Origin of the sequence: Microbacterium sp. cf046, assembly GCF_900114345.1 — a bacterium.
GTDB lineage: Bacteria > Actinomycetota > Actinomycetes > Actinomycetales > Microbacteriaceae > Microbacterium.
In genome coordinates this window covers 945,835-964,244 of sequence record NZ_FOZJ01000001.1, presented here as the reverse complement: position 1 = coordinate 964,244, position 18,410 = coordinate 945,835, and the positions used below count along the sequence as shown (strand labels likewise).

Here is an 18,410-nt window from a genome sequence, read left to right as displayed (position 1 = left end):
GATGAGCGCGCCTGCGGAGTCCGCGGCGGCCGAGGGGCGGGTCGTGCTGATCGCAGGCGCGACGAGCGCGAGCGGTCTCGCGGTCACCCGGGCGCTGGTCCAGGCCGGCGCCCGGGTCATCGCCGTCGGCCGGGATGCCGACAAGATCGACGCGATGGCCGGGGCCCTGCGACAGGTCGACGGGCCGACGATCCGCACCGAGGTGTGCGATCTGATCGACGAGTTCTCGGTGCGCACGCTCGCCGAGCACGTCCATGCCGCGATCGGACCGGTCGACGGCGTCGTGAACCTCGTGGGCGGCTGGCGTGGCGGCGGAGGCCTGGCCGGTCAGAGCGATGAGGACTTCCGCTTCCTGGAGCGCTCGTTCACCGCCCTCCGCCACGTGAGCCGCGCATTCGACGAAGACCTGCGCACCTCGAGCGCCGGGCGCCTCGCGATCGTGTCTTCCACGGCCGTGGCACGGCCGCTCGCCGGAGGTGCGAACTACGCAGCCGTGAAGGCGGCATCCGAGGCGTGGACGCGCGCCGTCGCGCAGGGGTTCGCGAAGAGCGCACGGGATGCCGGATCCCCGTTGTCGTCGGCGGCCGCGATCTTCCGAGTCAAGAGTCTGGAGGGGCTCGAGGACGTGCTCGCCGAGCACGTCGTGCGCCTCTGGACGCAGGATGCGGCATCCGTCAACGACGCCGTCATCACGATCGAGGGCTGACCGCCCAGACACACGCGCGCCCCGGCGTCAAGCCGTTCCGGGCAGGTGATCCGGGTGGCTACGCTTCGGCTATGACAACCCCGCAGGCCGCCGCACAGGCGGCTCAGAACTCCACGCCCTTTCGCGTCGTCGCGCGAATCGGCTACGTCGTGCTCGGCATCCTCCACATCGTCATCGGCGTGATCGCGATCTCCGTCGCAACCGGAGGCGGAGGTGAAGCCGACCAGGGCGGTGCGATGGAGCAGATCCAGAAGACGCCTGCCGGGGTCTTCCTGCTGTGGGCGATCGTCCTGGGTCTCACGGCGCTGGCGATCTGGCAGATCGCCGAAGCGTTCCTCGAGCGCGACCCCGACACGAAGAAGAAGTGGGGCTACCGCGTCAAGTTCGTCGGGACCGCGGTCGCATACATCGCCATCGCGATCACGGCGCTCGTCTACGCGCTCGGCGGCCAGTCGGACTCGTCGCAGTCCTCGACCTCGTTCAGCGCTCAGCTGCTGGCGACCCCGGGTGGCGTCGTGCTCCTGGTGCTGTTCGGTCTGCTGATCGCAGGGATCGGCATCGCATTCATCGTGCGCGGCTTCACGCGTGCCTTCAAGAAGCACCTCGACCTTCCGCCCGACCCTGCCGGCAAGGGGATCGTGACCTTCGGTGTGGTCGGCTATGTCGCGAAGGGGATCGCGATCGCGGTGACCGGCGCGCTCTTCGTGGTGGCGGCCGTCACACACGACCCCGAGACCGCCGGAGGGCTCGACGCCGCCCTGCACACCCTGGCGGGGCTGCCATTCGGCCCGATCATCCTCTGGATCGTCGGCGCCGGACTCATCATCTACGGCCTGTTCTGCTTCGCCCGCGCCCGATACGCGAGGATGTGAGGGGCGAATGCCGAGCGTCACGAGTTCGGATGGGGTGCGCCTGAACTACCTCGAATCGGGCGACCCCGCCGGGCGCCCGGTGCTGCTGGTCGCCGGGTTCAAGGCACCGGCCACCAGCTGGAAGCCGCAGCTCGCCGACCTCGAGAACGCGGGGTACCGCGTGATCGCCCTCGACCGTCGCGGCCACGGCGACTCTGAGATCGGTCCGGACGACGCGCACACGATGGACCGCCACGGCGCCGACATCGGGGACGCGATCGAGGCCCTCGGCCTGCTGGACGCGACGGTCGTCGGCCAGTCGATGGGCGGCAATTCCGTGTGGGCCCTGCTGGCCGCGGGCCGGGCCACCGGCGTCCGCGACATCGTGATCGTCGACCAAACCCCGAAGATGCTCAACTCTGACGACTGGGCGTTCGGCTTCTACGGCTATGACGCATCGAACGCCGACACGTACTTCGCGGCCGGCGTCCCCGATCCGGGCCGCCACTCCCTCGCGTCGAAGGGGCCGGTGCGGGTGGCGCGGCTGCTCAAGGCGATGGACCTCAAGGCGGCGAAAGCCGGGTTCACCACCGCAGAACTCGCGTTGCTGAACGATCACGCCAGACGGGACTGGCGGCCTGCGATCTCCGCGACCGACGTGCCGGTCCTGTTCGTGGCGGGTCGCGAGAGCGACTTCTGGCCGTGCGAGCACGCGGCGGCATCAGCCGCACTGGCACCGCTCGGCGAGTCCGCCATTGTCGAGAAGGCGGGTCACGCGACGAACATCGAGCAGCCGAAGGCATTCACTTCCGGGCTCCTGCGCTGGCTCGCGCGCTGAACTGGCGGACGTGGCTGCCTAGAACGCCTTGCCCGGATTGAGCGTGCCGAGGGGGTCGAGTGCCGCCTTGATGTCGCGGTGCATCGCGAGCACGCGCCCGCCGAGCTCTGCCCGTGCGCCGGGCAGCTTCAGCAGCCCGACACCGTGCTCGCCGGTCACCGTCCCGCCGAGATCCCTGCAGTCCTCGACGATGCGGTCGAAGGCCTGTTTCGCACGAGCTTTTGCCGCGGCATCCCCCTCCGGCGCGATGATCAGCGGGTGCAGGTTGCCGTCACCGGCGTGCGCGATCGTGGCGATCACGACGTCGTGCGCGGCCGCGGTGTCGCGGATCCGGCCCAGCATCGCGGGCACGGCGGCGCGCGGCACGCAGATGTCCTCGGTCAGCACCGGCCCGAGCCGTTCGAGTGCCGGATAGGCCAGGCGCCGTGCGAGGAACAGGCGGTCGATCTCGACGGGCTCGACGGCCTCGTCGACGGCGAGCGCACCGGCATCGGTCATGTGACGGGCGATGGATGCCGCGGCCGCCGCGCCGGTCGCACCCGGCTCGTCGACCGTGGACAGGAGGAGCGCCGCGACGCCCTGCGGCAGGCCGAGCCCCTGCCACTCGTCGACGGCGCGGACGCACATCTCGTCGATGAGCTCCAGCGCGGAAGGGATGATGCCCGCCGCGGTGATCGCCGCGACGGCCACTCCGGCGGCTTCGAGCGAGGCGAACGACCCCACCACTGCGCGCTCTTCACGGCCGCCCAGCGGCAGCAGCGACAGGGTCAGTTCGGTGATGATGCCGAGCGTGCCCTCCGACCCGACCATGAGCGCGGTCAGGTCGTAGCCGGTCGCGCCCTTGGCGGTGCGGCGTCCGAGCCTGACCACGTCGCCGTCGGCGAGGACGACCGTCATGCCGAGCACGTAGTCGCGGGTGACCCCGTACTTGACGCAGCAGATGCCGCCCGCGTTGGTGGCGGCATTGCCGCCGATCGTCGAGATCCGGTAGCTCGCCGGGTCGGGCGGGTACCAGAGTCCGTGCGCGGCGACCGCAGCGCGCAGGTCGTCGTTGATCACCCCCGCCTCCGCGACGACGTAGCGTTCGGCGGCGTTCACCTCGATCACGCGCGTCATGCGCTCCAGCGACACCACGATGGCGTCCTGAAGGGCGTTCGCTCCGCCGGAGAGGCCGGTGCCGGCCCCGCGCGCGACCACGTTGGCGCCCCGTGACGCGGCGAACCGGACGACCGCAGCCACGTCCTGCGTGGTCTCGGCGAGCACGACGGCCGCCGGTCGCCGGTACTCGGCCCACTCGGCATCGTCGTGGGCATACGCGTCACGGTCGACGGGGTCTGCCACGACCTGATCCGGCCGCAGGATCTTCTGGAGCTCGGCGGTCAGCGAATCGGCGACGGCCACGCCGGGATCTTCGGGCATGAGGCGACTCTAGCCACCCGCCTGGACCTCTTCGGGCTCCGACGGCTCGGGCGCCCGCTCGTACTCCTCGGACAGTGTCCGGTAGCTGCGGGTGGTGAACGCGAGCAGTGCGACCACGACCATCACCAGTCCGCTCACGAGGAAGACGAGCGCGATGCCGCGCGCATCGCCGTCGCCGAGCAGCCAGCCCCAGGCATCCTGCCCGGCATCCGAGTTCATGTAGGGGATGATCCAGAACTGGGCGATCGGCGCGATCAGGAACGCCGTGATCGGCGCGGCGGCGGACTCGAGCGCCGCGGCCAGGCCGAACACCCGCCCCTGCGTTCGGAACGGCACGACCTTCTGGATGACCGTCTGCTCCGCGGCCTCGACCGCCGGCACCAGCGCCATGTACAGCCAGATGCCGACGGCGTAGAGCCACCACCACTCGCGGATCGTGAACAGTGCACCGAGGATGCCCATCGCGACGACCACCAGCAGCATCGTGCGGATCGGGTTGCGGCCCAGGCCCCGCGCGGCGATCACGATTCCGCCGATGATGAATCCCGTCGATGCGACGCCGAGCACCACGCCCCACCATTCGACCGGGAAGAGCGTGAGACCGTACGGGTCCATGAGCGCCATGTAGACGCCGCCGATCAGGTTGTTGAACGTCGCGAAGATGATGAGCGCGAAGAGCCCGGGTGCAGATCTGATCGCGCGGATGCTGCCGCGGAAGTCCACGATCGGCTGGCGACCCGCGTCGCGCCGCGGCTTGTCTTCGGGGATGCGGATGAAGGCGATGTGCACCAGCGCGAGCAGAGTGAACGCGATCGCGATCGCGAGCGTCCAGCCCATGCCCAGGAGGCCGATCGACAGCCCGCTGAACACGCTGGTCACCGCGAAGGCGATGCCCTGCACCGTGCCCACCATGCCGTTCGCGTTCGCGTGGCGCTCGACCGGCACGAGCAGGGTGACGGTTGTGGACAGCGCGATGTTGCGCATGTTCTCGATCACGCCGCCGAAGAGGATGATCCCGGAGAAGAGCCAGAACCAGGGTCCGCCGAGGTCCAGCAGCGCCGACTCCGGGTGGGCCAGGTAGATCGCGCCCGCGATGACGAAGGATGTCAGCGTCACCAGGCTCGAGAGCACCATCACCACGTGCTTGCGGTAGCGGTCGACGATCGTGCCGAAGATCATCGAGAAGATCGCGACGAACAGCATGTAGGCGCCGCCGATGATGCCCGTGGCGAGAACGGACTGGGTTTCGATGTAGACCCAGAACGTCAGCGCGAACCACAGAAAGCTCGTGGTGATGTTCGCGAGGGCGGTGTTGACGAGCACCTGGATGAACGTGCGCATGCCACCAGGGGGTGGCACGACATCGGAGGAGGGCGCCGGATGCTGCTGCTCCGTGGATCCGCCGCCGTCAGCCGCGATCGCGCCCGAATGATCACCGGGGGAGGTCATTTCGCGAGGATACCCAGCGGTGCCGACATCCGGAACCCCGGAAGCGCCCGCCGGTCCGCATCCGACGGGAGCGATCCCCGCCGGCCGTAGGCTTGACACTGTGACTCCGCTCCATGACACCGCCCTGCGCGGCTTCGCCTCCGACAACTACTCCGGCATCCACCCCGAGGTGCTCGCGGCGATCGCCACCGCCAATGACGGACATCAGGTCGCGTACGGCGAGGACGATTACACCGCGCGGCTCCAGGAGGTCTTCGCCCATCACTTCGGCGACGGCGTCGAGGCGTTCCCGGTCTTCAACGGCACCGGCGCGAACGTCGTCGGGCTGCAGTCGATGCTGCCCCGCTGGGGCGCGGTGATCGCGGCATCCACGGCGCACATCAACGTCGACGAGGGTGGTGCGCCCGAGCGCGTGGCGGGCATCAAGCTGCTCACCGTGCCGACCGACGACGGCAAGCTCACGCCCGAGCTGATCGACCGCGAAGCCTGGGGCTGGGGCGATGAGCACCGCGCACAGCCGCTCGTGGTGGCGGTCACGCAGTCCACCGAGCTCGGCACGGTCTACTCGGTCGACGAGCTGCGCGCGATCGCCGACCACACGCACGCCCTCGGCATGAAGCTGCACCTCGACGGCGCCCGGCTCTCCAACGCCGCGGCATCCCTCGGCCTGCCGCTGCGAGAGTTCACCCGCGATATCGGCGTCGACGTGCTCAGCTTCGGCGGCACGAAGAATGGCGCGATGCTCGGCGAGGCGATCGTCGTGCTCGACCCGGAGGCTTCCGCCGGCCTGACGTTCCTGCGCAAGCTGAACATGCAACTCTCCTCGAAGATGCGGTTCGTCTCAGCGCAGCTCATCGCGCTGCTGGAGGGGGACCTGTGGCTGCGCAACGCGTCCCATTCGAACGCGATGGCCCACCGCCTGCGCGCCGGCGTCGAGGCGGGGATCGCGGACGGATCGATCACCGGGGTCGCCTTCACGCAGCAGACCCAGGCGAACGGGGTCTTCGCGACCCTGCCCGACGGCGTCGCGGACCGCCTGCGCGAGTCGTTCCGCTTCTACGACTGGGATGCCGCGAAGAACGAGGTGCGCTGGATGTGCAGCTTCGACACCACTGAGGACGACATCGACGCGTTCATCGCCGCGATCGCCAAGGAGACTTCGCACCTCGGTCGTTGAGCGAGGAGCGCTCGGGCTCAGCCCTCGACGCGCTCCAGTTCGTCTGCCTGATCGGCCTCGGATTCGCCACCGCGCTCGCCATCCTCCGGCGACACCGCAGGCTCGGCGATGCGCTCCGCCTCTTCGACCGGCTCCGCCTCGGACGCATCGAAGGCGGTCTCCGGACGGATCAGGTCGGAGACCTCGGCCATGAAGCTCGTCAGCTGCTGCTGCTGCCAGCGCAGCTGACGGGTGCGGTCCTCGGCGTCGCGCAGCACCGACTGGGAGTGCATCGTGACCATGTCCATGATCTGCTGGGCCTTCACGCGGGCCCGATCCAGCTGCTCGTTCGCGCGCAGGTTCGCGTCGGCCTCGATCTGGTGCGCCTGCGCGCGCATCAGCCGCTCGAAGTCCTCGGCCTTGGACGCGACGCGCTGCGCGTGCTCGAGGGATGCTGCGACCTGCTCGTTCGCATCCTGTGTGATCCGCTCGGCGTGGGCGACCGCCTGGTTGTGCAGCACGAGGAACTCCTGCTGCGCGTCGTCCTGACGCCGCGTGAGCGACGCCTCGAACTCGAGCGCCCGCACGCGGAGCTCGCGCACGGCGTCCTCGGCATCCGCACGGGCCAGCTCCGTCTCACGCGCGCCCATCGACCGCAGCGCCGCAGCGCCCTTCTCGGCCTCGGTGCGGATGGCGGCAGCCTCGCGCTCGGCCTGCACGACCTTCTCGGCGGCGTGCGCGGATTCGCGCTCGATGCGCGCCTGGTGGGCGGTCAGCTCGGTGTCGATGCGCAGCCGCGCCTGCTGCGCGTCGTGCTGGGCGTGGGAGACGATCGCCTCGGCTTCGGCCTTGGCCTCCTTGCGACGATTGTCGATCTCCTCGCGCGCGGCGTTGAGCAGCCGGTCGCCCTGATCGGTCGCGTTGCGAAGCAGCACGCTCGCCTGGTCCTCGGCGACGCGAAGCACTTCTTCGAACTTGTGGCGGCTGGGCGTGCCGTCGGCGGATCCGGCGAGCTCCTCGGTGAGCCCGCGCGTCTGCTGCTCGGCGTTCGCCGCCCGGGCCTGGGCGGCTGCCAGCTCGGCCTCGAGCCGCCCGAGGGTCTCACGGGTCTCCGCCTGGGCGGCATCGACCTCGGCCTGCACCCGCTCGGCCGACTCCGACTTCGCGGTCTCGAGCTCGGCCTCGAGGCGCGCCACGGCCTGGCGGCCCTGGGCGAGCACCCGGCGGTGGCGCTCGGTCAGCTGCGTGGTCTGCTCGGCTTCGGCACGCACACGTGCGGTGAGTCCCGCGATCGCCGCATCCACCTCGTCCTTGTCGTAGCCGCGGAACGCACTCGTGAATGCGGCCTCCCGCGGTGTGTGTCCCGAGACCGCGATCAGCTGGTCGAACGGAGTGGGCTCGTCGCTGGAGTTCGAGCGTGAGGAGAGGGGGTTTTCGGGCATCGAGGGTCTCGCTTCGGATGTTGGCGGGGGTCGGCGCGCGGACGGCTCCGCGGCCGGGATGTCTCACTTCGTTCCGGTGACGCGCGCGGTCGCCGGGTGAAGGAATCTCGGCGCGTTGCAGACGGCACCAGGGTGTGCGCAGGGAAACGCACGTCGGGTAGGACGAAGAATACCTCCCGCGCCTGTGTGCGCGGAACGAGCGAGAGCTCTCAGTCGAGCAAGGGTCAGCGCAGCGCGCCGACGCTCGCGAGCGCGAGACGGATCAGGCTGCCGCGGCCGCCCTCCATCTCGGCGGACAGGGCGTCGGACGCGGCCTCCGCCGGCGGCATCCAGGTGACCTCGAGCGCATCCTGACGCGGCTGGCAGGTGCCGGTCACCGGAACCACGAACGCGAGCGACACCGCATGCTGCCGGTCGTCGTGGAAGGCGGACACGCCCGGCATCGGGAAGTACTCCGCGACGGTGAACGGCACCGGCTGCGGCGGGAGCAGGGGGAAGGCCATCGGGCCGAGGTCGTTCTCGAGGTGGCGGAACAGCGCGTCCCGCACCGTCTCTCCGTACCGCACCCGGCCACTCACGATCGTCCTGGTCATCTCACCCAGGGGCGTGGCGCGCAACAGGATGCCGACCTCCGTGACCGCACCGACCCCGTCCGTGCGCACCGGCACCGCCTCGACGTAGAGGATCGGCATCCGTCGACGCACTTCGGCGAGCTCGATGTCGGTCAGCCACCCGGGGTTCGTCGCGCTGCCCGGCGTCGGCGAGCCGAACGAGCCGTCGCCGAGCGGGTGGCCCCGGCCCCCGAACGACGCACCGATGCCGTCGAGCGGATCCTGCGGCGTGCCGCTGTCGTCGCGCTCGTTGGGGTCGGGATCGGGGGTTCGGACAGCCATGCCTCCTGTATACCCCAGGCGCACCGCGCATGCCCGCAGGTCGGCGGCGGCTGGGAGGATGGGGCCATGGCAGAGAATCCCGCGCTCGACCATGCCGCAGTGCTGTGGTCCGCCGAGGCCGCCGACCGCGGCGATCGCCCACTGCTCGTCCTGCTGCACGGGTACGGCGCCGACGAGCGCGACCTGTTCGGACTGGTGCCGTACCTGCCGTCCGAGTTCGTCGTGGCCGCCGTGCGGGCGCCGCTCGCGCCGCCGTTCCCGGCTCCGGGGTTCTCCTGGTATCCGATCGGGCGCGCGTCAGCAAGCCGGGGGTCTGGGGCGGAGCCCCAGTCAGGAGGGCTCGACGGGAGCGATGCGAGCCATGTGACCCGCGCGGCGTCCCAGCTCATCGACTGGCTGGACGTGGTCGCGGCCGGCGCGGTCGTCGGGCTCCTCGGCTTCTCTCAGGGAGCCGCCGTGGCGCTGCAGGCGATGCGGCTGCAACCCCGACGCTTCTCTTTCGCCGTGAATCTCAGCGGCTATGCGACGCCGGGAACCGTGGCCGGCGACGCGGAGCTGGCGGACCGTCGCCCACCGGTGTTCTGGGGCCGCGGCACTCGTGACGACGTGATCCCGACCTTCCTCGTCGAGCACACCGTCACGTGGCTGCCCGAGCACGCGGAGCTCAGCGGCCGGGTCTATCAGGGGCTCACGCACAGCGTCTCCGAACAGGAGCTGGCCGATGTGCGCATCTTCCTCGAGAAGCAGCTCGAGAGACTCGCGCCGGAGAACTGACCGACGCCGCTGCCGCGGCATCCGCTATCCTGGAGTTCCTTGTCCGCAACGTGAGGATCCTCCGGTGAGAATGATCGACGCTTCCGCGCCCGCATCCGCGCGCTGACCCGTCGACGCTCCCCCTCCACACCATGGTGAGCAGCGCCCCGTCGATCTGATCCGATCGACCCGGGGTACCGGTGTCAGTGCATCCCTGAGACTCAGGCCTGACACAAGGAGGCCCCATGCCTGCTCACACCACCACTGCATCCGTCGTCCTGGACCGCGTCTCGTACGCATGGCCGGACGGCTCCCTCGCCCTGAGCGAGATCTCCGGCGCGTTCGGCGTCGGCCGCACCGGGCTCATCGGCCGCAACGGGTCCGGCAAGTCGACGCTGCTGCGGCTGATCGCGGGCGAGCTCGTCCCGACCGTCGGCCAGGTGAACACGACCGCGCCCGTCGCGTATCTGCCGCAGAGGCTGACGCTCGACGTCCGGCGAACCGTCGCCGAGCTGCTGGGCGTGGCAGCACCGCTGGCCGCGCTGCGGGCGATCGAATCCGGCGACGTCGACCCTCGACACTTCGACGCCGTGGGCGACGACTGGGACATCGAGGCGCGGTCCCACGCGGCGCTGGCCGATGCCGGCCTGCGCCCTGAGATGCTCGACCGCCGCATCGGCGAACTGTCGGGCGGCGAGGCGGTGCTGACGGCGATCGCCGGCATCCGGCTGCTCGATGCGGGCATCACGCTCCTGGACGAGCCGACGAACAACCTCGACCGCGACGCGCGCACCCGTCTCGCCGACATGGTCCGAGGCTGGCGAGGCGCCCTGGTGGTCGTCAGCCACGACCTCGCGCTGCTGGAGCTGATGGAGGACACTGCCGAGCTCTACGGGAACGAGCTGTCGGTGTTCGGCGGCCCGTACTCGCAGTGGCGGGAGCGGCTGGAGTCGGAGCAGGACGCCGCCCGGCAGGCGGAGCGCACCGCGGCGCAGGTCGTCAGGCGCGAGAAGCGCGACCGCATCGAGGCCGAGACCAAGATCTCCAAGCGCAGGGCGATGGGCCACAAGGCCCAGATCGAGAAGCGCGTTCCCGGGATCATCGCGGGCGCCCGCAAGCGCTCGGCGCAGGTGTCGGCCGGCAAGATGCGCACCGAGATGCGCGACCGCGAGAACACCGCCCGGGCCGCGCACGATGCCGCGGAGCGTCGAGTCCGCGACGACGACGCGATCCGGATCGACCTGCCGGATCCCGATGTCCCGTCCGGTCGCCGCATCGCGACGATCGGCGACGGCGCGCGCATGTGGACGATCCAGGGTCCGGAGCGTGTCGCGCTGGTCGGCGCGAACGGCGTCGGCAAGACGACGCTGCTCGAAGCGCTGATCTTCGGCGCGAACGGCGGCGGACTGACGAGTCACCGCCACACCGACCGCATCGGGTATCTGCCGCAGCGGGTCGACGGTCTGGATGAAACGGCGTCGGTGCTCGAGAACGTGCGGGAGGCGGCATCCACCGTTCCCGACCGGGAGCTGCGCAACCGGCTCGCGCGCTTCCTGATCCGCGGCAGCGCCGTGGATCGACAGGTCTCGACGCTGTCGGGCGGCGAGCGGTTCCGGGTGGCGCTGGCCCGGCTGCTGCTGGCCGATCCCCCGCCGCAGCTGCTCGTGCTCGACGAGCCGACGAACAACCTCGACATCGACACCGTCGACCGGTTCGTCGAGGCGCTCGCGGCCTATCGCGGTGCCGTGCTGGTCGTCAGCCACGACGATGCGTTCCTGGCCAGGCTCGGCATCGACCTGCGCATCGAGCTGGGATCGGACGCGACGTTGACCGAGCGCTGAGCCGGGTCCGGTCGGATCAGCTCACATCGGACGCGGTGAGCTCCGCCATGATCGACGCGAGCTCATCCGGCGACCAGGGGGCATCCGGCGCGACCTCGAGAGAGAGTGAGTTGACGCCATCGGTGAACTCGTAGTCGGGTCCTCCGAGGTATCCACCGGCGCCCACCGAGTACGCCGTCACGCCGGGGACACCGAGGTCCAGCCGCTCGGCATCGCCGCCCCACGGCACGTCCCAGGCCACGCCCGATTCGAAGACGACGAGGGCGATCGTGGCTCCACCCTGCGCGAGCAGGCACCACGTGCGGCGAGAGGCGGTGTCCGCGACGAGGGTCGCAGGCAGCGGCGGGTCGTGATACCCGATCGGCTCGCCGGTGAGGGTCGCACCCAGGGTCGCGCCCACAGCCGATGCCACCGACGAGCATTCCCGGGTGGACCACCACTGCGCCCGATCCGACTGCCAGTCCAGACCGGCCGCGCTCACGCGCGCGGCGATGTCCGCCCCGATCCGGGCACCGATCCGATCGGCCTCCGCCCGCCCTCGTTCAGGAAGATCGGACTGATAGCCCGAGATCCACAGCTCGTCCGACTCCACCACCCACGCGCACGTCCAGCCGCACTCGACGAAGTAGTCCTCATACGATGCTGCTGCCAATTCCGCGCCATCCAGCGATTCGACGGGAAGGATGCTGACACTTCCCTCTGCGCCGCCGATGTGCCACTCGCAGACCAGACCGCCGACGTTGTCGATCGCGCGCGTCCACAGCGGATCGCGCCGCGTGACTTCGGTGACGGGCAGCCCTGTCGCCTCGGCGATCACCCCGGCCGGGACTGCTGCCTCGCAGTCCCCGCCGAACACCGACGGCGGTCGGGATCCCGGATCGAGCAGCACGGTCTCCGATGCGGGCGCGGGCGTAGGCGTCGCCGGAGGAGTCGGGGCCGGGGTCGACTCCGGCGCTGAGGGGGACGTGCACGCCGTGAGCGCGACCGTCAGGAGCAGCGCGAGCGCGATGGCTGCCGTGCGGCGGGGCATCGTGAGTCCTGTCGTAGGCGGCGATCTGCGCCGATGCACTGAGGGTATTTCACGCGGGGCGACGCGCAGGGCGCGCAGTACAACGATCGGATGACGACCGGCAGGCGCGACCCGCAGACGCTGACGGGCGCCCTCTGGCGTCGACGCCTGCGGGGCGTCATGATGGCGGCATGGGTCAACTCGCGCGTCCCCATCAGGGTCGCCTGATCGCCGGCGTGTGCCGGGGTCTCGCAGACCGCTTCGGCGTCAGTGTGACGCCCGTGCGCATCCTCGCGGTCGCCGGCACCGTCTTCTTCGGCTTCTCGATCTGGGTCTACGTCGTGCTGTGGATCCTCATGCCCTCGGAATCCTGATCCACGGCTCCTCGCCCGAATGTCCCCTCCACCGGGGAAGATGGACGGATGGGCGACGTGCTCGAGCGGTTCGGTCCTGCCACGCAGGACTGGTTCCGCGGCGCCTTCGCGGCACCGACCCCCGCGCAGCTCGGCGCATGGGACGCGATCTCGCACGGCCGGCACGCACTCGTGGTCGCGCCCACCGGTTCGGGCAAGACGCTGTCCGCGTTCCTCTGGGCGATCGATCGCGTCTTCCATGACCCCTTCGATACGGCGGCTCCGCCGCCTGCTCAGGGACCGCGCGACCGCACCTCGGCCGTACCGCGTTCGCCGCGAGATCGCAAAGACCCTTCGACTCGTACACGCATCCTCTACATCTCGCCGCTGAAGGCGCTCGGCGTCGACGTGGAGCGCAACCTGCGCTCGCCCCTCGTCGGGATCGGGCAGTCGGCGAGGCGGCTCGGCATCACCGTGCCCGGGGTCACCGTCGGCGTGCGCTCCGGCGACACGACCTCGTCCGACCGGCGCAAGCTCGTCACCGCTCCTCCCGACATCCTCATCACCACCCCCGAGTCGCTGTACCTGATGCTCACGAGCCAGGCCGGCGAGACCCTGCGCGGCGTCCACACCGTGATCGTCGACGAGGTGCACGCGGTCGCGGCCACCAAGCGCGGCGCGCACCTGGCGGTGAGCCTCGAGCGGCTCGACGCGCTGCTGGACGCGCCCGCTCAGCGCATCGGCCTGTCCGCCACGGTGCGGCCCATCGACGAAGTCGCCCGGTTCCTCGGCGGATCCGCACCCGTGGAGATCGTCGCGCCACGCGCGACGAAGACCTTCGACCTGAAGGTCGTGGTCCCCGTCGACGACATGCTCAATCCGCCGCCTCCGCCGGGTGCCGACCCGGGTCCCGACGCCGCGCGGACCGATGCGGCAGCACCGGAGCCGATCGATGAGGACTGGTTCGCCGACGGGAGCTCCGGCCGCACGGCCACCAGCGCGGGTGAGACCGAGATGACGGGGTCGCTCTGGCCGCACGTCGAAGAGGCGATCGTCGACCGCGTCCTGCAGCACCGCTCGACCATCGTGTTCTCCAACTCGCGCCGCCTCGCAGAACGGCTCACCGGCCGGCTGAACGAGATCTATGCGGAGAGGCTGGGCCTCGCAGTTCCGGACGCCGCGATCCCGGCCGGGATGATGGCGCAGGCGGGGATCAGCGCGGGCGCCGACCCCGTGCTCGCGAAGGCCCATCACGGATCGGTGTCGAAGGAGCAGCGCGCGCAGGTCGAGGAGGAGCTGAAATCGGGTGTGCTCCGGTGCGTCGTGGCCACCAGCAGCCTTGAGCTCGGCATCGACATGGGAGCGGTCGACCTGGTCATCCAGGTCGAGGCGCCGCCGAGCGCGGCATCCGGACTGCAGCGCATCGGGCGAGCCGGCCACCAGGTCGGCGAAGTGAGCCGAGCGGCCCTGTTCCCCAAGCACCGCGGCGACGTGCTGCACACCGCGATCGTGACCGAGCGGATGCTGGCCGGCCAGATCGAGGCGATCACGGTCCCCCAGAATCCGCTCGACATCCTCGCGCAGCAGACGGTGGCGGCATCAGCCCTCGGCCCCGTCGACGTCGAGGGGTGGTTCGAGACGGTCAAGCGCAGCGCGCCGTTCCGCACGCTCCCCCGTTCTGCCTACGAGGCGACGCTCGATCTGCTCGCCGGCCGGTTCCCGTCCGACGAGTTCGCGGAGCTGCGCCCCCGTGTGGTGTGGGATCGCGACAAGGGGACGCTCACCGGCCGGCCCGGAGCGCAGCGGATCGCGGTCACCAGCGGCGGCACGATCCCCGACCGCGGGCTGTTCGGCGTCTTCGTCGCGGGTGAGTCGCAGAACGCGCGCGTGGGAGAGCTGGACGAGGAGATGGTCTACGAGTCGCGGGTGAACGATGTGTTCACCCTCGGCACGACGAGCTGGCGCATCGTCGAGATCACGCACGACCGGGTGAACGTGCTCCCGGCGTACGGGCAGCCCGGGAAGCTGCCGTTCTGGCACGGCGACGGACTCGGCCGGCCGGCCGAACTCGGCGAGGCGCTCGGCCGGTTCTCGCGGGAGGTGTCGGCGGCCGCACCCGACAAGGCCCGGGACCGCCTGCGTGAGGCCGGACTCGATGAGAACGCGTCCGTGAATCTGCTCGCGTATCTCGCCGAGCAGCGCGAAGCGACCGGAACGCTCCCGACCGACAAGGCGCTGACCGTCGAACGCGGCCGCGACGAGGTCGGCGACTGGCGGGTGATCCTCCATTCCCCGTACGGCATGAAGGTCCACGGCCCGTGGGCCCTCGCCGTCAACGCCCGCATCCGCGAGCGTCTCGGCGTCGAAGGCTCCGCCGTCGCGAGCGACGACGGCATCATCGCGCGTGTCCCCGACGCCACGGCCGAGCCGCCGGGCGCTGAGCTGTTCGTCTTCGAGCCCGACGAGCTCGAGCAGATCGTGATCGACGAGGTCGGCGGCTCCGCGCTGTTCGCCTCGCGCTTCAGAGAGTGCGCCGCGCGTGCACTGCTGATGCCCCGCATGAACCCGAACCGCCGCTCGCCGCTGTGGCAGCAGCGCCAGAGGTCGGCCCAGCTGCTCGAGGTCGCCCGCCGCTACCCGACGTTCCCGATCATCCTCGAGACGCTGCGCGAGGTGCTGCAGGACGTGTACGACGTTCCCGCGCTGCTGCGCATCGCACGCAGCATCGGCGATCGCAGCATCCGGCTCGTCGAGACGACCACCACCTCGCCGTCGCCCTTCGCGCGCGACCTCCTGTTCGGCTACGTCGGCGCGTTCATGTACGAGGGCGACTCTCCCCTCGCGGAGCGCCGGGCCGCCGCGCTGTCGGTCGACCCGGCTCTGCTGAGCGAACTGCTCGGCAAGGTCGAGATGCGGGAGCTGCTCGACCCGGAGATCATGGCGCAGTTCGAGCGCGAGGCCCAGCGCCTCGACCCCGACCGGCGCGCCCGCGGCATCGAGGGCGTCGCCGACCTGCTGCGGATGCTCGGCCCCCTCGACGCCGACGAGGTCTCGCGCCGCCTGGAGGCCACCGAGACGGATGCCGTCGCCGAAGCAGCGGGACACCTCGACGAGCTCATCGCGACGCGGCGGGCGATTCCGGTCACGATCGGCGGAGTCTCGCGGGTCGCCGCGATCGAAGACGCCGGCCGCCTGCGCGACGCGCTCGGCGCAGCGCTGCCGGTCGGCATCCCGAACGCATTCCTCGAGCCGCTCGCCGACCCGCTCGGCGACCTGGTCGCGAGATACGCCCGCACGCACGGCCCCTTCACGAGCACGTCGGTCGCCGAGCGACTCGGCGTCGGCATCGCCGTCGCACGACTCACCCTCCAGCGCCTCGAAGCGCAGGGGCGCATCTCCAGCGGGTTCTTCCTGCCGGTGCCCGCGACGGGCGCGCTCGCCGATGAGACCGAGTGGTGCGACACCGAGGTGCTGCGCCGACTGCGGATGCGGTCGCTCGCCGCGATCCGCGGGAGCGTCGAGCCGGTGCCGCCCGAGGCATTCGCCCGGTTCCTGCCCGTGTGGCAGCACCTGGCCCGTCCGCTGGAGGGTCTGGACGGCGTTGCCGCGGTCATCGAGCAGCTTGCCGGCGTGCCGATTCCGGCGAGCGCTTGGGAGTCGCTCGTGCTCCCCTCGCGCGTCTCGGACTACACGCCGGGAATGCTCGACGAGCTCACCGCCACGGGAGAGGTCATCTGGTCCGGTCACGGCGCGCTCCCGGGTCGGGACGGCTGGATCGCGCTCCACCCGGCGGATGCTGCGCCGCTCACGCTCCTTCCGCCCGAAGACGAGCTGATCCCGGGCTCGCTCGAGGAGCGCCTCGTCGCAGCGCTGGAGAGCGGCGGCGCGTATTTCGCCGCCCAGCTGCGTCAGCTCGCCGGCGCCGAGAACGAGCAGTCGGTGATCGAGGCGCTGTGGAGCCTCACCTGGGCGGGGCGCGTCACGAACGACACGTTCGCGCCCGTGCGGCTGCTGCTCGGGGGCGGCTCGCAGGCCCACCGGACGGCACGAAAGGCGCCTCGCGCCCGGATGTACCGGGGCGCGACGATTCCACGCGCGAGTTCGCCGCCCCGACCGCCGTCCATCGGGGGCCGCTGGTCGCTGCTCGCACCTGCCGAGGCCGACCCGGCGCTGCGTGCGACCGCCGCGGCGAGCCTCCTGCTCGATCGCTACGGCGTCGTCACCCGCGGATCCGTGCAGGCGGAAGGGATGCCGGGCGGCTTCGCCCAGGCGTACCGCGTGCTCGCGGGGTTCGAGCAGGCCGGCCACTGCCGTCGCGGATACGTGATCGAGAAGCTCGGAGCCGCGCAGTTCGCGGCATCCGCCACCGTCGACCGCCTGCGCGAATTCGCCGGACTCGCCGACCCTCCCCCGCTGCGCACGTTCTTGCTGGCAGCCACCGATCCGGCGAACCCGTACGGCGCGGCGCTGCCGTGGCCGGCGTTGGAGGGTGTCACGCACCGCCCCGGGCGCAAGGCAGGCGGACTCGTGGCGATCGTCGACGGCGAACTCGCGCTGTACCTCGAACGCGGCGGCAAGTCCGCGCTCGCATTCACGGACGACGAGGACGTTCTGGCCGCCGCCGCGCGCGAGCTCGTCGCGACCGCGCGCGCACGTCGGCTCGCGACGCTCACGATAGAGCAGGTGAACGGAGCGTTCGTCTACGGGACCGCGGTGGGGCGGGCGCTTCGCGACGCCGGCTTCGTCGAGTCGCCCCGCGGGCTCACGCTGCGCCGCGCCACGGCGGGTGACGCCCTCCGGGAGTCGGCGCGTGCCTGAGGGCGACACCGTCCACCGTGCGGCGAAGCGGCTGAACGACGCGCTCGCCGGCGAAGAGGTGACCTGGTTCGAGCTGCGCGTTCCGCAGGTCGCGACCGTCGATCTGCGCGGCATGGTCGTCCACGATGTCGTCGCGCGGGGCAAGCATCTGCTGCACCGAATCGGCGAGTGGACGCTGCACTCCCACCTGAAGATGGAGGGCGAGTGGCACGTCTACCCGCGAGGCGGACGATGGCGCCAGCCCGGCTTCAGGGCGCGTGCGATCGTCGGCAACGCGGAGTGGGACACAGTCGGCTTCGACCTGGCGGACATCGCCGTCGTACCGACCCGCGACGAGGCGCAGCTCGTCGGCCACCTCGGTCCCGACCCCCTGTCGGACGCATGGGATCCTGCCGAGGCCGCGCGGCGGCTCGCCGCCGATGACCGTGCCGTGCACGTCGCCCTCCTCGACCAGCGCAATGTCGCCGGGTTCGGCAACGAGTACGCGAACGAGATCCTGTTCGTGCGCGGCATCCTGCCGACGACTCCTGCGACGCAGACGGACGCGGCGGCGATCATCGATCTCGGTGCCAGGATGATCCGGGCCAACCGGGACCGCTCGGGGCGCACCTTCACGGGCGACGATCGGCCCGGTCGTTCGACCTGGGTCTACCGTCGGGAGAACCGGCCGTGCCGCCGGTGCGGCACACAGATCCGCGCCGGGTCGCTCGGCGCCGACCCGACCCGCGAGCGCAACACGTTCTGGTGTCCCGCCTGTCAGACCTGACCCGCCGACCCCTCGCCGCAGTGCGCCGGGCACCCGCCCGGACGATCTGTCAGGCTCGCCACGATGGCGCCTCGGATCGTCCGGTTTCGCCGATGCGGCCATTGCACGCGGTCAGC

14 protein-coding genes are annotated in these 18,410 nt (G+C 70.9%); 9 read left to right on the top strand and 5 right to left on the bottom strand.

The features are described from left to right. Nucleotide 1: 1 nt before the first annotated feature. From BM349_RS04435 to BM349_RS04425, 3 genes are all read left to right on the top strand, one after another. A complete protein-coding gene (locus BM349_RS04435; RefSeq protein ID WP_091703468.1) occupies nucleotides 2–706 on the top strand; it encodes an SDR family NAD(P)-dependent oxidoreductase in 705 nt (234 codons plus the stop codon). A gap of 71 nt (nucleotides 707–777) precedes the next feature. After that, on the top strand, nucleotides 778–1,578 hold the full coding sequence (locus tag BM349_RS04430) for a DUF1206 domain-containing protein (protein ID WP_091703465.1): 801 nt from the start codon (nucleotides 778–780) through the stop codon (nucleotides 1,576–1,578). A gap of 7 nt (nucleotides 1,579–1,585) precedes the next feature. Further along, nucleotides 1,586–2,395, top strand: coding sequence for an alpha/beta fold hydrolase (locus tag BM349_RS04425; protein WP_091703462.1), 810 nt, complete (start codon nucleotides 1,586–1,588; stop codon nucleotides 2,393–2,395). Between the two features lie 18 nt (nucleotides 2,396–2,413). Here BM349_RS04425 and BM349_RS04420 read toward each other — a convergent pair whose 3' ends face one another. Both BM349_RS04420 and BM349_RS04415 read right to left on the bottom strand, forming a co-directional pair. Continuing rightward, nucleotides 2,414–3,814, bottom strand: a complete 1,401-nt coding sequence (locus BM349_RS04420) for an FAD-binding oxidoreductase (RefSeq protein WP_091703459.1) — start codon at nucleotides 3,812–3,814, stop codon at nucleotides 2,414–2,416. Nucleotides 3,815–3,823: 9 nt separating this feature from the next. Then, entirely contained in the window at nucleotides 3,824–5,155 is a 1,332-nt protein-coding gene (locus BM349_RS04415) for an MFS transporter (protein WP_091704938.1), read from the bottom strand. Between the two features lie 208 nt (nucleotides 5,156–5,363). Between BM349_RS04415 and BM349_RS04410 the strand changes: the two genes are divergently transcribed. Continuing rightward, on the top strand, nucleotides 5,364–6,440 hold the full coding sequence (locus tag BM349_RS04410; RefSeq protein WP_091703456.1) for a threonine aldolase family protein: 1,077 nt from the start codon (nucleotides 5,364–5,366) through the stop codon (nucleotides 6,438–6,440). A gap of 17 nt (nucleotides 6,441–6,457) precedes the next feature. Here the strand turns inward: BM349_RS04410 and BM349_RS04405 are convergent, their stop codons facing one another. Beyond that, nucleotides 6,458–7,861 (bottom strand): DivIVA domain-containing protein, encoded by a 1,404-nt coding sequence (locus BM349_RS04405; RefSeq protein WP_139230879.1) that lies wholly within the window; start codon nucleotides 7,859–7,861, stop codon nucleotides 6,458–6,460. Nucleotides 7,862–8,085: 224 nt separating this feature from the next. Further along, nucleotides 8,086–8,754 carry an NUDIX hydrolase family protein gene (locus BM349_RS04400; RefSeq protein ID WP_091703453.1) on the bottom strand — a complete coding sequence of 223 codons (669 nt, stop codon included), beginning with the start codon at nucleotides 8,752–8,754 and terminating at the stop codon, nucleotides 8,086–8,088. A 66-nt stretch (nucleotides 8,755–8,820) separates the two neighbouring features. Between BM349_RS04400 and BM349_RS04395 the strand changes: the two genes are divergently transcribed. Next, nucleotides 8,821–9,528: an alpha/beta hydrolase gene (locus tag BM349_RS04395; protein ID WP_091703450.1), complete on the top strand. Its 708-nt coding sequence runs from the start codon at nucleotides 8,821–8,823 to the stop codon at nucleotides 9,526–9,528. Between the two features lie 224 nt (nucleotides 9,529–9,752). Then, a complete protein-coding gene (locus tag BM349_RS04390; RefSeq protein ID WP_091703445.1) occupies nucleotides 9,753–11,348 on the top strand; it encodes an ABC-F family ATP-binding cassette domain-containing protein in 1,596 nt (531 codons plus the stop codon). A 16-nt stretch (nucleotides 11,349–11,364) separates the two neighbouring features. Here the strand turns inward: BM349_RS04390 and BM349_RS04385 are convergent, their stop codons facing one another. Further along, nucleotides 11,365–12,378, bottom strand: coding sequence for a hypothetical protein (locus BM349_RS04385; RefSeq protein WP_091703441.1), 1,014 nt, complete (start codon nucleotides 12,376–12,378; stop codon nucleotides 11,365–11,367). A 170-nt stretch (nucleotides 12,379–12,548) separates the two neighbouring features. Here BM349_RS04385 and BM349_RS04380 point away from each other — a divergent pair, with 170 nt between their 5' ends. From BM349_RS04380 to BM349_RS04370, 3 genes are read left to right on the top strand one after another with little or no spacing between them, the layout of a single operon-like run. Further along, on the top strand, nucleotides 12,549–12,731 hold the full coding sequence (locus tag BM349_RS04380) for a PspC domain-containing protein (protein ID WP_091703437.1): 183 nt from the start codon (nucleotides 12,549–12,551) through the stop codon (nucleotides 12,729–12,731). A gap of 48 nt (nucleotides 12,732–12,779) precedes the next feature. Beyond that, nucleotides 12,780–17,528, top strand: a complete 4,749-nt coding sequence (locus BM349_RS04375) for an ATP-dependent helicase (RefSeq protein ID WP_091703434.1) — start codon at nucleotides 12,780–12,782, stop codon at nucleotides 17,526–17,528. Continuing rightward, on the top strand, nucleotides 17,521–18,294 hold the full coding sequence (locus tag BM349_RS04370) for a DNA-formamidopyrimidine glycosylase family protein (RefSeq protein WP_091703431.1): 774 nt from the start codon (nucleotides 17,521–17,523) through the stop codon (nucleotides 18,292–18,294). The genes BM349_RS04375 and BM349_RS04370 overlap by 8 nt, the downstream gene beginning before the upstream one ends. Nucleotides 18,295–18,410: the final 116 nt, after the last annotated feature.